Here is a 13,568-nt window from a genome sequence, read left to right on the forward strand (position 1 = left end):
TATTCAAATATATCTGAAAATACTGTGAACGATGGAGTGGATGTAATGGGATTACTGGAAGATTTAAAGACAAAAGTGTTAACAGCGGACGGTGCAATCGGAACATTATTATATTCTTACGGACTGGATTATTGTCATGAAGAAATGAACATTGCACGTCCAGAAATTATTGAAAAAATCCATAGTGATTACATTGCAGCAGGTGCAGATATTATTCAGACGAATACATATGGTGCTAACGCAATCAAATTAGCGCGCTATGGTTTTGAGGGACGTGTGCAGGAGTTTAATAAAGCGGCTATTGAAATTGCCAAAGCTGCGGCAGCTCCAGGAGGACAGTATGTATTAGCGACAATTGGTGGAATTCGAGGTATCCGAAAAAGTGATGCAACATTGGAGGAGATTTTAAGGGCTTTCAAAGAGCAGGTGGATGTGTTACTTGTTGGTGAACCAGATGGATTTTTATTAGAAACGTATTATGACTTTGAAGAATTATCACACAGTGTGCATTTATTGCGTTCATTAACAGACTTACCAATTATTGCACAAGTAACAATGCAGGAACCTGGCGTTTTGTTAAATGGTCAATCGCTGAATGAGGCACTACATGACTTAGAGCGCCTAGGTGCAGATATTGTGGGTAGCAACTGTAGACTCGGCCCATTTCATACAATTCAAGCCTTTGAAGGAGTAAATTTACCGCAAAATGCGTATTTATCTGCCTATCCAAATGCCTCGTTATTGGACGTAGAAGATGGCCGTGTTGTGTATGAATCCGAAGCAGATTACTTTGCCCGTGCAGCAGTTGAACTAGTAGAGCAAGGTGTTCGTTTAATTGGTGGCTGCTGTGGTACAACGCCAAAGCATATCGCAGCGTTAAAGGCACGCTTAGCAAATGTAGAGCCAATTACGACAAAAGAAAAATTACTAGGACGCACAGAATTCGTTCGTCAAGCAGAGCCGCGAAAGCAAGAGCCGCTCCATGAAAAAGCGAAGCGTGAGCGTTCTGTTATTGTAGAATTAGATACCCCACGTCATTTAGAAATTGATGGCTTTGTGGAAGGGGCAAAGCAGCTAGCGAGAGCAGGAGCAGATGTTGTGATGATGGCGGATAATTCCCTCGCATCGCCGCGCATTAGTAATATTGCAATGGCCGCGATTTTAAAAGAGCATGGAATCCGGTCCCTCCCACATTTAACATGTCGTGATCGGAATTTGATCGGCTTACAATCGCATTTAATGGGACTTGATGCACTTGAATTACATGATATTTTAGTTGTGACAGGTGACCCAACAAAGGTTGGGGACTTCCCTGGAGCGACGAGTGTATATGATGTGTCATCCATGGAGCTCATTTCATTAATTAAGCAATTAAATAAAGGTGGTTCGTTTACAGGTAAATCATTACGGAAGCAGGCGAATTTCTCAGTTGCTGCTGCGTTCAATCCTAATGTACGAGTACTTGCCCGTGCAGTAGCGCGCTTAGAGAAAAAAATTGAGCACGGTGCGGATTACTTCATTTCACAGCCAGTCTATTCAAAGGAAAAAATTGTAGAAATTTATGAGGAGACAAAGCATTTAGAAACGCCAATTTATATTGGAATTATGCCGCTTACTTCATCAAGAAGCGCAGAATTTCTCCATCACGAGGTGCCAGGTATTAAATTGTCTGATGAAGTACTAGCAAGGATGGCCGCGTGCGGTGAGGATAAGGAAGCCGCGACTGCAGAAGGAATCGCGATTGCAAAAGAATTACTAGACACAGCATGCCAATATTTCAATGGAATTTATTTAATTACACCGTTTTTACGTTACGATATGACACTCGAATTAATGGATTACGTAAAACAATTGGATGCCAACAAAAAAGGAGTACACATAAATGTTTAATCACCCAATACATGAGCAATTACAAAAAAGAATATTAATCATCGATGGTGCTATGGGGACGATGCTTCAAAATGAAAATTTAACCTATGAGGATTTTGGTGGAGAAGAATTAGATGGCTGTAATGAAAACCTTGTTCTTACACGACCAGACGTTTTAGGGGAAATTCATCGGGCTTATTTAGATGCGGGCACGGATATTTTATGTACGAACACATTTGGCGGTACCCCCCTCGTATTAAATGAGTACAATCTTGGAAACAAGGCTGTTGAAATTAATACAAAAGCTGTAGAAATTGCATTAGAAGCGGCTCGTGAATATTCGACACCTGAATGGCCACGCTTTGTTGCGGGAGCGATAGGACCCACAACGAAAACATTATCTGTTACAGGTGGCATTACGTTTGAAGAGCTAGAGGAAAACTTTTATATACAAGCTAAGGCACTAGTTGAAGCAGGTGCTGATTTACTCCTTTTAGAAACCTCGCAAGATATGCTCAATGTAAAAGCTGGAACCATTGCAATTCGTCGAGTATTTGATGAAGTAGGAAAAGAGCTTCCAGTTATGATTTCAGGAACGATTGAGCCGATGGGAACGACACTTGCTGGACAATCAATTGAAGCTTTTTATATTTCAATCGAGCATATTAATCCATTATCAGTTGGTCTAAACTGTGCAACTGGTCCAGAATTTATGACAGATCATATTCGGTCATTAGCAGAGCTTTCCAATGGCTATATTAGCTGTTATCCGAATGCAGGTCTTCCGGATGAAGAAGGTTGTTACCACGAAACACCAGAATCCTTATCGAAAAAACTGCAAGGCTTTGCTGAAAAGGGCTGGCTAAATATAGTCGGTGGCTGCTGTGGGACGACACCTGCACATATCGCAGCAATCCGTGAAGCTGTAAAGGATTTAGCGCCGCGTGAACCAAAGAGAAAAACGCATGGCCATGTCGTATCGGGGATTGAGCCGCTACAATATGATGAGTCGATGCGCCCGCTTTTTATTGGTGAACGCACAAATGTAATTGGCTCACGTAAATTTAAAAACTTAATTATTGAAGGAAAGTTTGAGGAGGCAGCGGAAATTGCCCGTGCACAAGTAAAAAATGGTGCCCATGTCATTGATATTTGCTTGGCAAACCCAGACCGGGATGAAGTAGAGGATATGAAAAACTTCATGCAGGAAGTGGTAAAAAAGGTAAAGGTGCCTCTAGTAATTGACTCTACTGATGAGCGAGTTATGGAGGAGGCTCTAAAGTTTTCACAAGGGAAAGCGATTATTAACTCCATTAATCTAGAGGATGGTGAGGAACGCTTTGATGCGGTCATGCCTCTCGTAAAAAAATACGGTGCTGCCCTTGTTGTCGGGACGATCGATGAAATAGGAATGGCGGTTACCCGTGAGAAAAAGCTTGAAGTGGCAATGCGTTCTTATAAGTTGTTAACAGAAAAATGGGGTATGTCACCTGAGGATATTATTTTTGACCCACTGATGTTCCCTGTTGGTACAGGAGATGAACAATATCTTGGCGCGGCTGAAGAGACGATTGAAGGGATTCGCCTTATTAAAGAAAAGTTACCGAACTGTTTAACTGTGTTAGGCGTTAGTAATGTTTCATTTGGTTTACCGCCAGTAGGTCGTGAAGTACTTAATGCGGTATATTTATATCACTGTACACAGGCAGGGCTTGATTATGCCATTGTAAATACGGAAAAATTAGAGCGCTATGCTTCGATTCCTGAAGCAGAAATTAAATTGGCGAATGATTTAATTTTTAATACAAATGATGACACATTGGCTGTATTTACGGACTTTTACCGAGATAAGAAAAAAGAAGCAGCTACAAAGGAACTTCCGGCTACCGTTGAGGAGCGTCTTGCGTACTACATATTAGAAGGAACAAAGGAAGGGCTCATTGAGGACTTAAATGCAGCACTAGAAATTTTTGAAACGCCGTTGGAGGTTATTAACGGCCCGCTAATGGCTGGAATGGCGGAAGTTGGGCGCTTATTTAATGACAACCAATTAATCGTAGCAGAAGTACTACAAAGTGCTGGTGTGATGAAAGCTGCCGTTGCTCATTTAGAACAGTTTATGGAAAAGGGCGATTCTAGTGCAAGTAAAGGGACGATGGTACTTGCAACGGTTAAAGGAGATGTACATGACATTGGCAAAAACCTCGTCGATATTATTTTAAGTAATAACGGTTACCGGGTTGTCGATTTAGGTATTAAAGTAACGCCAGCCCAACTAATTGATGCAGTTCGTAAAGAAAAGCCTGATTTTATTGGACTTTCAGGATTGCTCGTAAAATCTGCTCAGCAAATGGTGACGACTGCCCAAGACTTTAAAGAGGCAGGAATTGATGTGCCAATTTTAGTTGGGGGCGCGGCATTATCTCGTCGTTTTACTGAAACAAAAATTGCTGATCAATATGATGGACCTGTAATTTATTCAAAGGATGCAATGCAAGGTCTCGAACAGGCAAATCGTTTAATGAATGAAGGAACACGTGAGACGCTATTAGCTGAACTACGTGAATCCCGTGAAAAGCGCATTGAGGCAGATGCGAAGCGTGCAGCTCGGCCGGCCGTTGCGGTTGCCGAAAAGCCAGTACGAACAGTCGAGGATGCAAATGTATTTAAACCAAAGGATTTGCTTCGTCATGTGAAGCGTAATTATGCGGTATCACACTTACAGCCTTATGTTAATATGCGTACATTAATTGGACATCACTTAGGACTCAAGGGCAATCTGGAACAGCTGTTAGCGAATCAAGATGAGCGTGCCATTCAATTAACTACACTAGTAAATAATTATTTAAATAGCGATCTATTATCCGCATCCGGCATGTATCAATTTTTCCCTGCCCATTCAGATGGGGATGATGTAGTCGTATATAGTCCAGAGGATCAAACAATAGAAATTAAACGTTTTACTTTCCCACGCCAGCAGGTTGAGCCGTTTTTATGCTTGGCAGACTTTTTAAAACCTGTTGAAAGTGGTGAAATGGATTATATCGCATTAATGGTTGTGACTGCTGGGTATGGTGTAAGTGAGAAGGCGCGAGAATTAAAAGAAGCAGGGAAGTTTTTAGAAAGCCATGCACTACAAGCTACAGCGTTAGAATTAGCGGAAGGATTTGCAGAGCGTATTCACCAGGAGATTCGTGATCAATGGGGCTTCCCAGATGCGACCGACTTTACGATGCGTGATCGATTCGCAGCAAAATATCAAGGGCAGCGTTTTAGCTTCGGCTACCCAGCATGTCCAAATTTAGAGGATCAAGAAAAGCTGTTTGACCTATTGAAGCCAGAAGATATTGGCATACAATTAACAGAAGGCTTTATGATGGAACCAGAGGCCAGTGTTTCTGCCATTGTGTTTGCGCATCCAAATGCCCGCTATTTTAATGTATAAGTAAAATGTAAAAGCCGTCCACCATTGGTAGGGCGGCTTAAAAGTCTAGGAGGAATTAATCATGATTCGACAAGCCACTGCTGCGGATATCCCGACAATTTTAGAAATTTTTAATGATAATATTGTAAATTCAACGGCAATTTATATGTATAAAGAACAAACAATAAAACAGCGTATGGAGTGGTTTGAAAAGAAGCAACAGGCAGGAGAACCTCTCTTTGTGTATGAAGATAATGGAGAAGTTGCGGGATATGCGACATATGGTCCGTTCCGTGCATATCCAGCCTATCAATATACAGTAGAGCACTCGGTTTATGTGCATAAAAACCATTACAAAAAAGGCATAGCGAGTAAATTAATGTCTGGGCTAATCGAATATGCAACGAAGCAGGAAGTAAAAACGATGGTTGGATGTATCGATAAAGACAATGAGCCGAGTATACGTATTCATGAAAAGCTAGGTTTTACATATAGTGGAACAATTCGAAATGCGGGTTACAAATTTAATCGTTGGCTGGACCTTGTCTTTTATCAGCTTGATTTACAAGGACCAACGGAACCAAAAGAGAATTAGGACCTAGTCATATGACATCTGTCATAAAAAAAATGTGATGTTTGAGCGTTTTTGAATTTCCTCGATTTAATTAAGATAAGTGTAATGATTTGGAGGAAAGAGGGATACAAAATGGCTAGTAAAGATGTAGAAAAAACAAAACAATTGCGTAAAGAAGTTGCTCCTTTTGCAAAATCTGAAACGCGTTTAAGTATTCAACAGCTAATAAATACACTATTACCTTTATTATTAATCTGGGGAGCGGGCTATGTGCTACTACCTTATTCTCCATGGTATACAGCTTTATGTAGTGTAATTGCTTCAGGCTTTGTTGTTCGTACATTTATTATTTTCCATGACTGTACACATGGCTCATTTTTCAAAAGTAAAAAAGCAAATGATATTATCGGGAATATTTCAGGAATTTTAACGTCATTCCCTTATGAAAAATGGAAGCGTGAGCATACGATTCACCATGCAACAAGTTCGAACTTGGATAAGCGTGGAATTGGCGATATCGATATGTTAACAGTTGATGAGTATCTTGAAAAATCTAAGCTTGGTCGCTTAGGTTATCGACTTTATCGCAATCCACTTGTAATGTTCGGCTTAGGACCGTTATTTATGGTATTAGTGTTAAACCGTTTTAATCGCAAGGATGCGAAGCGTAAAGAACGATTAAATACGTACTTTACGAATATCGTACTTCTTGTAGTTTGTACGACTTTAATCTTAATTTTTGGTTGGACAACTTTCTTATTAGTACACGGGCTTACATTATTTATCGCGGGCTCAATGGGAATTTGGTTGTTCTACATTCAGCATACGTATGAGGATTCATATTTTGAAGTGGACACAGAATGGGATTATGTGAAGGCAGCAGTTGAAGGAAGTTCTTATTATAAACTACCAAAATTGCTCCAATGGATCACAGGGAATATTGGCTTCCACCATGTTCACCATTTATCGCCTCGTGTACCGAACTATAAATTAGAAGATGCACATGAATCGATTAAACCACTACAAAAGGCGACAACGATTACATTAAAGACAAGCTTAGAATCAATTCGTTATAAATTATATGATCCAGAAAACTATCGTTTTGTCACATTTAAGGAAGCGACAAAATCAGAACTTTCACGCATAGGTCGTAAAACATCTATTGTAAAATAAATAAACAAAAATCTTAGGTACCTCATCATTCATTTGGAGGTACCTGTTTTGTTATAATGAAAACAAAAAAGAATTGAGGCTATTATGCAAACTTGGTATAGTATCATCCCAAAAAGCCCGATGTTAAGTATATATATATGGATTATTTTTTGTGTAATGCCATTTTTCTTCATCATACAGTCTTTTTCACTGTGGCAAATCATTTTGGGAATAGTGTTAATATTATTTTATTTTTTATGTCATTATTTTTCATTCCGTGCTAAAAACGGTGTGAAGTATATGTGGATTAGCTTCCAAATGATTCTTAATATCATCATGACATTAATGTTTGGATACGTGTATTTATCGTTGTTTACGGCGTTTTTTATTGGTAATATTAGGCAATCGGTTGGATTTTATATTATGTATGGGTTACATATTGGTTTTACTGTACTTTCAATTGTAGGTGGATACTTCATTTTTCTTGATTTATTTTTAATGCAAACACCTTTCATCATCATTAATGTTCTAGGTGTTGTATTACTACCGTTTACGCTCTATTCAAGAACAAGACGAGAAAACTTAGAAGGCGAGCTAGAAACTGCCCGCGAACGAATTTCAGAATTGACGATACATGAGGAGCGCCAGCGTATTGCCCGTGATTTACACGATACACTTGGTCAAAAGTTATCAATGATTGGCTTGAAAAGTGATTTGGCTGCGCGATTAGTAGAGAAAAATCCACAGCAGGCCATATTAGAAATTAAAGATATTCGCCAAACTGCAAGTGTGGCCTTAAAAGAAGTACGGGAGCTTGTAGCGGATATGCGTACGGTACGCATTGAAGAAGAGCTTTACAGAGTGGAGCAAATTTTAAAGGCAGCACAAATAAAGCTTCGCCTACATGGTGATGTGACAGAAATTAAAATGCCCACTTTAACAGAAAACGTCATTAGCATGTGTTTAAAGGAAGCAGTTACGAATATCGTAAAGCACAGTAAAGCAACGATTTGTCGAATTCATTTTTATCAAAGTGATGATGAATTTAAAATAACCATTCAAGATAATGGAACAGGATTTGAACGGACAAACCGTTTAGATGGTGGTAATGGCTTAAAAGGTATGCAGGAACGTATTGAATTTTTAAATGGAACGATTGAAATTGAAAATGATGAAGGAACAACAGTGACGATGCAAATTCCATTGGCGATTACGCATCAAAAAGGAGAGAAATGACATGATTCGAATAGTCATAGCAGAGGACCAGGGAATGCTACTTGGTGCGATGAAATCTTTATTAAGTATGGAAGATGATATAGAGGTAGTGGGCCTTGCTAAAAACGGAGAAGAAGCGGTCAAAATGGTCAATGACTTGCAACCAGATATTTGTATTATGGATATCGAAATGCCTATTAAAACAGGATTAGATGCAGCAGAAGCGTTAAGAGGAAGTAACTGTAAAATTATCATTTTAACAACTTTTGCTCGACCGGGCTATTTTGAACGTGCCCGAAAGGCTGGTGTTAGAGGTTACTTATTAAAAGATAGTCCAATTGAGGAGCTTGTAAATTCAATACGAGTAATAATGGACGGGCGTAGAATTTATGCGCCGGAGCTTGTAGATTTCGTCTATGAAGATGATAGCGAAAACCCACTAACAGATCGAGAAAGCCAAGTGCTAGAGCTTGTCGCAGAAGGAAAAACGACAAAAGAAATTGCGGCAGAGTTATTTTTATCAGCCGGCACTGTGCGGAACTATATTTCTACAATATTAGATAAGCTTGGGGTCGGTAACCGTATTGAAGCGATTGCTCGCTTTAAAGAAAAGGGCTGGAATAAATAAATAAATCCCTCATCTATTTGAGATTCAAATGGGTGAGGGATTTTTGTGTAGTTATTTTTTCTTTGTTAATCTACCTAAAACGAAGGCACCTGCTGCAACGGCAAGAAGTGTGTTCGTTTTATTGTTGAACACTTGCTTTGTTACGAGGTTTAAGTTTTGTGGACGTTCGGCTAAACGACGCATGAAGTAGCCATACCAATCCTTACCGTAAGGAACATACACACAAACTTGATAACCTTCACGAGCTAATTCCAGCTGCAAGTCTTTACGGAAGCCGTAAAGCATTTGGAATTCAAATTTATCCTTTGGAATATCATATTCCTCAACAAAATATTTCACGTGTTTAATGATGTTATGATCATGGGTTGCGATCGATGTGAAGCCACCATGCGCTAAATGGTATTCAATGAGCTCGATAAAGTTAATATCAATATCTAGTTTGTCTTGATATGCAATGTCAGCAGTCTCTTTATATGCACCTTTTACGATACGTAGACGATACTCTTTAAATTGCTCGATGTCATCCTTTGCTCGATGGAAATACGCTTGGATGACTGTACCGACGTTATCGAATGATTTTGCTAATTCTTCTAACATATCAAATGATGGTTGGAGACGCTTATGATCCTCCATATCAAAGTTGACGAAGATGCCGTATTCATAGGCGCGCTCAACGATTTCACGTAAGTTGTCATAGCAAAAATCGATATCAATATCTAAGCCAAGCTGAGATGGTTTTAATGAAATATGTGCATCAACGCCTTCTGCATGAATTGCTTCAATTATTGTTAAAATTTCTTCTTTAGCTTTCGTTGCCTCGGCTTCTTCAAACACGAATTCACCTAAATTGTCGACTGTACAAGAGATTCCTTGAGCGTTTAATTGTTTAATGCTTTCCATTACTTCAGGAATTGTTGTACCTGCGACAACACTTTGTGCACCAAGCTTAAGCCCGTATTTTTGTGCAGTGTTACTAAGAGTTTGGTTTTCAGATAATGCAATGAAAAAATCGCGTAGTGCCATAAAAACATCTCCTTGTTGTTCAAGTGTTTCAATTCTAATCACCGTTACTTACGGTAAAGTGCTACAAAAATTATACCATATAGTAATTCGGGAATACTGCGTGGGACGTTGTTCATTTTTCAATTACTTTTAACTTTTGCATACGTTCATTAAATAAAGTTGGATATACTAAAAAGCCCAATATGATGGATGAAAGTGTTGCGCAGGTTAGCAAAGCGAAAATAATTAAGATTTGAAACTGTACAGCTTGAATAGGATTCGCCCCACCAATAATTTGCCCGCTCATAATACCTGGTAATTGGACAAGTCCAATCGTTTTTTGCGCTTCAACTGTTGGAATCATACTTGCTTTGATCGCATTTATTAACTGCTGATGGATGGCCTGTTTCGGTGTGCCACCAAGGGATAAGATAAGCTCGATGGCATCTTCATTCGCATCAATTTCAGCTTTAAATCGATTCAAAAATAGGATAGACAGGACCATTGAGTTGCCAATCATCATCCCACTAATTGGAATAATGAAATTTGCTGTTGCAGGGATGATTTGTAATCCGAGAAGCACACCCATAATGACCGTTTCTACTGATAATAATGTGACGATTAGCTTCCACGTAATACCTGGTATATCTTTTCCCTTTTTGCGCGCATTTAATGTAGCTGCAACAATCATTAATGAAATCATTAGTATGATATACAAAATACTTTCTGATTCAAAAATGAAGTTCAGTAAATATCCGACTGCGAGAAGCTGGATTACCGAGCGTACTGTAGCGATAATGGTGTCACGCTCTAATCCAAGTTTTAATGTTTTCGATAAAATAAGTGGGATAAAGACGAATAATAATGTTAATGACAACGAAGTATACGTCATAAATCGTCACCTCGTTTTAAAAATTGCTGTACAACTTCATTAGATGATTTGAATAAATTGTTTGTTTCAGCAGCTTCGATAAGTTCGCCATCTTTTAAAAGCCATGTAAAATGACCAAGCCTTTTTGCTTGCTCAATATTATGTGTAATCCATATGATTGTTACCCGAAATTGTTTATTTAATTGTACAATTAATTCTTCGATTTCACGGACGGATTTAGGATCTAGCGCGGAGGTGATTTCATCTAATAGTAATATTTCGGATTGATTGACTAATGTCCTTGCGATTGATAGCTTTTGCTTTTGACCACCAGATAAATCAGATGCCTCGCGCATTAAAAACTCCTCTTCTAGTCCTACATTTTTTAAAAAGTGCAGGGCCTCTTCTTTCGAAAGTGATTGCTGTTGGAGCTTACGTGGTAATGCTAAATTTTCATAAACCGAAGTTTTTAATATAGGGGCTGCTTGTAATGCAATGCCAACATGGCGCCGCAATTTAGTTGGTTCTATTGCTTCGATTGCCTCGCCATTTACAGTAATTGTGCCAGATGTTGTTGAAATGAGACCGTTACACATTTTTAATAACGTAGTTTTCCCCGCACCAGAAGGACCGATTAGTGTCGTAATTTTTCCTTTATGTATAGTGCCGGTTACGTGGTGAATAATTTTTTTGTTATTTACTTCGAACGATACATTTTCGAAGTGGATTGCTTTGTTTGCCATCTTGCACCCCTTTAAAACAAAAGTTCTATAATAAGCATAATCTGAAAAATAGAGGAATGCAAAGACAGAAAAAAGACTAGTTCAAATTGGGGGTGTGAACTAGTCTTTTTCATTTATTATATTTTGAAAGAATGATTCGAGAGCATGTTAGGGGGCATGCTCTGCCTTTAGCTTTAGGGGAAGGCTAAAGGAATTCGGGAACCCAATAGTTAAATACGTTTTTCTTGCACATTACCAGATCCGGTTGGTTTACCTAGATTCGTTAAGCGTTGTGCAAAGCTATCAGATGATTTTGTAACACCTTTAAATACATCTTGGAATTCGTAAGCGGAAGCACCATGCTCTGCCATATCTAAACCTTCTACTTCATCCTCTTGAGATACTCGTAATGGAACGAATGCTTTAATCACATATGTTGAAATCGCGACTGTTCCAGCAGTCCATACGATAATTGCTGCTACACCAAGTGCTTGTACTCCTAATAATGTAGCGCCACCACCGTAAAATAATCCGCCACCAGTAATGTCGAATAAACCAACCGCTAATGTACCCCAGATACCTGCTACACCGTGTACAGCAATTGCACCTACTGGATCATCAACTTTTAATTTATGTTCAATGAAGCGAACAGCTTCGACTAAAATGATACCACCGATAAAACCAGCGATGATGGCACCAACAATGCTTAAATTTGCTGCGCCGGCAGTAATACTTACTAAGCCAGCTAAAGCACCGTTCAATGTTAAAGAGCCATCAATATATCCAAAGCGGAAACGTGTATAGAAAGCTGTTGAAATAACACCAGCAGATGCAGCTAAAAATGTATTAGCAATAACGCCAGGTACAGAAGAAGGATCAGCAGCTAATGTAGATGCACCATTAAATCCGTACCAACCTAACCAAAGAATGAATACACCTAATGCACCAAGTGGAATAGAATGACCAGGAATAACGTTCACGACACCTTTTGCATATTTACCGACACGAGGACCAACCATAGCCGCTACAACTAATGCACCAACAGCACCAGTTAAATGTACTACAGTAGAACCGGCGAAATCAGTAAAGCCTAAAGCTGTTAACCAGCCATCTCCCTGCCAAATCCAGTGACCTACTACTGGATAAATAATAGCTGTCATCACTACAACTAAAGCCATGTAGGCCATGATATTTGTACGTTCAGCGACAGCACCTGAAATAATTGTTGCACATGTTGCGGCAAACATTGCTTGGAAAACGAAGAAGGCGATATCGTCTACACCTTGTAAGAAAAATCCTGAGCTTCCGATAAAGCCACCAGCGCTATCGCCAAACATGATGGCATAACCAACTGCAAAGTAAACGATACCTCCGATTGAAATCGTTAAAATATTTTTCATTAAAATATTTACAGCGTTTTTAGAGCGAGTAAACCCGGCCTCTACCATTGCGAATCCTGCGTGCATGAAGAATACGAAAAATGCACCGAGCATCACCCAAACTAAATTTATTGAAAGTTCCAATGCTTCATTTGTCATAAAAGCTTCCTCCTTTTGTATCGAGCGTTAATTAATCAATGGCGATCGAGCCAAGTTCTTTTGTACGAATGCGAATTGCTTGCTCAACTGGATAGATGAAGATTTTTCCGTCTCCTACTTCTCCAGTTGAGGCGTCACGTAATAAAACATCTATAATTGCTTGAACCTTGGCGTTGTCTACAACCATCTCTAACTTTAATTTTTGAGAAAATTCCATTGAGTAGGAATTACCTCGGAATAAACCGATACGCCCCTCTTGACGACCTGCACCAGCAATTTCTGAAATGCTTAAACCATCAATACCTTCAAGAGCTAATCCTTCACGAACTTTTGCGAACACTTCCGGGCGAATAATTGCTTCGATTTTTTTCATGTTCAACAACTCCTTGTGTTATGTTATCTAACATGATAATACTCTATTTCATAGAAATCAATCCCTTTATGTAAGAAAAACTAACATGTATTTTCGATGAAATTTATCGAATTGTGAGATAACGAGAAATAACGGGCGTTTTAAGGAGGGATTCGTTCTTTTGGAGACTGTTTTGGAGAAAAAGAATTTAAAAAAGTAGG

Annotated in this window: 11 protein-coding genes; 6 read left to right on the forward strand and 5 right to left on the reverse strand. The window is 39.1% G+C overall.

Going from position 1 to position 13,568, the window contains the following annotated elements; genetic code table 11:
* Positions 1-45: 45 nt before the first annotated feature.
* The 6 genes from MKZ17_RS01830 (at position 46) to MKZ17_RS01855 (ending at position 8,862) form a co-directional block, all read left to right on the forward strand.
* On the forward strand, positions 46-1,890 hold the full coding sequence (locus MKZ17_RS01830; RefSeq protein WP_340722111.1) for a bifunctional homocysteine S-methyltransferase/methylenetetrahydrofolate reductase: 1,845 nt from the start codon (positions 46-48) through the stop codon (positions 1,888-1,890).
* The gene (gene metH, locus MKZ17_RS01835; protein WP_340722112.1) at positions 1,883-5,314 is read left to right on the forward strand and encodes a methionine synthase; all 3,432 of its coding nucleotides are present in this window, start codon (positions 1,883-1,885) and stop codon (positions 5,312-5,314) included. The genes MKZ17_RS01830 and metH overlap by 8 nt, the downstream gene beginning before the upstream one ends.
* 61 nt (positions 5,315-5,375) lie before the next feature.
* Positions 5,376-5,888: a GNAT family N-acetyltransferase gene (locus MKZ17_RS01840; RefSeq protein WP_340722113.1), complete on the forward strand. Its 513-nt coding sequence runs from the start codon at positions 5,376-5,378 to the stop codon at positions 5,886-5,888.
* A 111-nt stretch (positions 5,889-5,999) separates the two neighbouring features.
* Positions 6,000-7,040, forward strand: coding sequence for a fatty acid desaturase family protein (locus MKZ17_RS01845; RefSeq protein WP_340722114.1), 1,041 nt, complete (start codon positions 6,000-6,002; stop codon positions 7,038-7,040).
* Between the two features lie 84 nt (positions 7,041-7,124).
* A complete protein-coding gene (locus tag MKZ17_RS01850) occupies positions 7,125-8,255 on the forward strand; it encodes an ATP-binding protein (protein ID WP_340722115.1) in 1,131 nt (376 codons plus the stop codon).
* A 1-nt stretch (position 8,256) separates the two neighbouring features.
* Positions 8,257-8,862, forward strand: coding sequence for a response regulator transcription factor (locus MKZ17_RS01855; RefSeq protein ID WP_340722116.1), 606 nt, complete (start codon positions 8,257-8,259; stop codon positions 8,860-8,862).
* A gap of 51 nt (positions 8,863-8,913) precedes the next feature.
* Here the strand turns inward: MKZ17_RS01855 and MKZ17_RS01860 are convergent, their stop codons facing one another.
* The 5 genes from MKZ17_RS01860 to MKZ17_RS01880 form a co-directional block, all read right to left on the reverse strand.
* Positions 8,914-9,885, reverse strand: coding sequence for a proline dehydrogenase family protein (locus tag MKZ17_RS01860; protein WP_340722117.1), 972 nt, complete (start codon positions 9,883-9,885; stop codon positions 8,914-8,916).
* Positions 9,886-9,997: 112 nt separating this feature from the next.
* Complete coding sequence (locus MKZ17_RS01865; protein ID WP_340722118.1) at positions 9,998-10,756, reverse strand: ABC transporter permease; 759 nt, start codon at positions 10,754-10,756, stop codon at positions 9,998-10,000.
* A complete protein-coding gene (locus tag MKZ17_RS01870) occupies positions 10,753-11,478 on the reverse strand; it encodes an ABC transporter ATP-binding protein (RefSeq protein ID WP_340722119.1) in 726 nt (241 codons plus the stop codon). Before MKZ17_RS01870 ends, MKZ17_RS01865 begins: the two co-directional genes overlap by 4 nt.
* 209 nt (positions 11,479-11,687) lie before the next feature.
* Positions 11,688-12,995: an ammonium transporter gene (locus MKZ17_RS01875; RefSeq protein WP_340722120.1), complete on the reverse strand. Its 1,308-nt coding sequence runs from the start codon at positions 12,993-12,995 to the stop codon at positions 11,688-11,690.
* Between the two features lie 31 nt (positions 12,996-13,026).
* Entirely contained in the window at positions 13,027-13,368 is a 342-nt protein-coding gene (locus tag MKZ17_RS01880; RefSeq protein ID WP_340722121.1) for a P-II family nitrogen regulator, read from the reverse strand.
* Between the last annotated feature and the right edge of the window lie 200 nt (positions 13,369-13,568).

The organism is Solibacillus sp. FSL R7-0682, from assembly GCF_038005985.1.
In the GTDB taxonomy this organism is placed as follows: Bacteria; Bacillota; Bacilli; order Bacillales_A; family Planococcaceae; genus Solibacillus.

What these genes read in the sequence shown, in the direction of transcription:
- MKZ17_RS01860 (WP_340722117.1), bottom strand. Translation starts at nt 9,885, where the DNA reads ATGGCACTACGCGATTTTTTCATTGCATTATCTGAAAACCAAACTCTT.
- MKZ17_RS01850 (WP_340722115.1), top strand. Translation starts at nt 7,125, where the DNA reads ATGCAAACTTGGTATAGTATCATCCCAAAAAGCCCGATGTTAAGTATA.
- MKZ17_RS01870 (WP_340722119.1), bottom strand. Translation starts at nt 11,478, where the DNA reads ATGGCAAACAAAGCAATCCACTTCGAAAATGTATCGTTCGAAGTAAAT.
- MKZ17_RS01880 (WP_340722121.1), bottom strand. Translation starts at nt 13,368, where the DNA reads ATGAAAAAAATCGAAGCAATTATTCGCCCGGAAGTGTTCGCAAAAGTT.
- MKZ17_RS01840 (WP_340722113.1), top strand. Translation starts at nt 5,376, where the DNA reads ATGATTCGACAAGCCACTGCTGCGGATATCCCGACAATTTTAGAAATT.
- metH (WP_340722112.1), top strand. Translation starts at nt 1,883, where the DNA reads ATGTTTAATCACCCAATACATGAGCAATTACAAAAAAGAATATTAATC.
- MKZ17_RS01875 (WP_340722120.1), bottom strand. Translation starts at nt 12,995, where the DNA reads ATGACAAATGAAGCATTGGAACTTTCAATAAATTTAGTTTGGGTGATG.
- MKZ17_RS01855 (WP_340722116.1), top strand. Translation starts at nt 8,257, where the DNA reads ATGATTCGAATAGTCATAGCAGAGGACCAGGGAATGCTACTTGGTGCG.
- MKZ17_RS01845 (WP_340722114.1), top strand. Translation starts at nt 6,000, where the DNA reads ATGGCTAGTAAAGATGTAGAAAAAACAAAACAATTGCGTAAAGAAGTT.
- MKZ17_RS01865 (WP_340722118.1), bottom strand. Translation starts at nt 10,756, where the DNA reads ATGACGTATACTTCGTTGTCATTAACATTATTATTCGTCTTTATCCCA.
- MKZ17_RS01830 (WP_340722111.1), top strand. Translation starts at nt 46, where the DNA reads ATGGGATTACTGGAAGATTTAAAGACAAAAGTGTTAACAGCGGACGGT.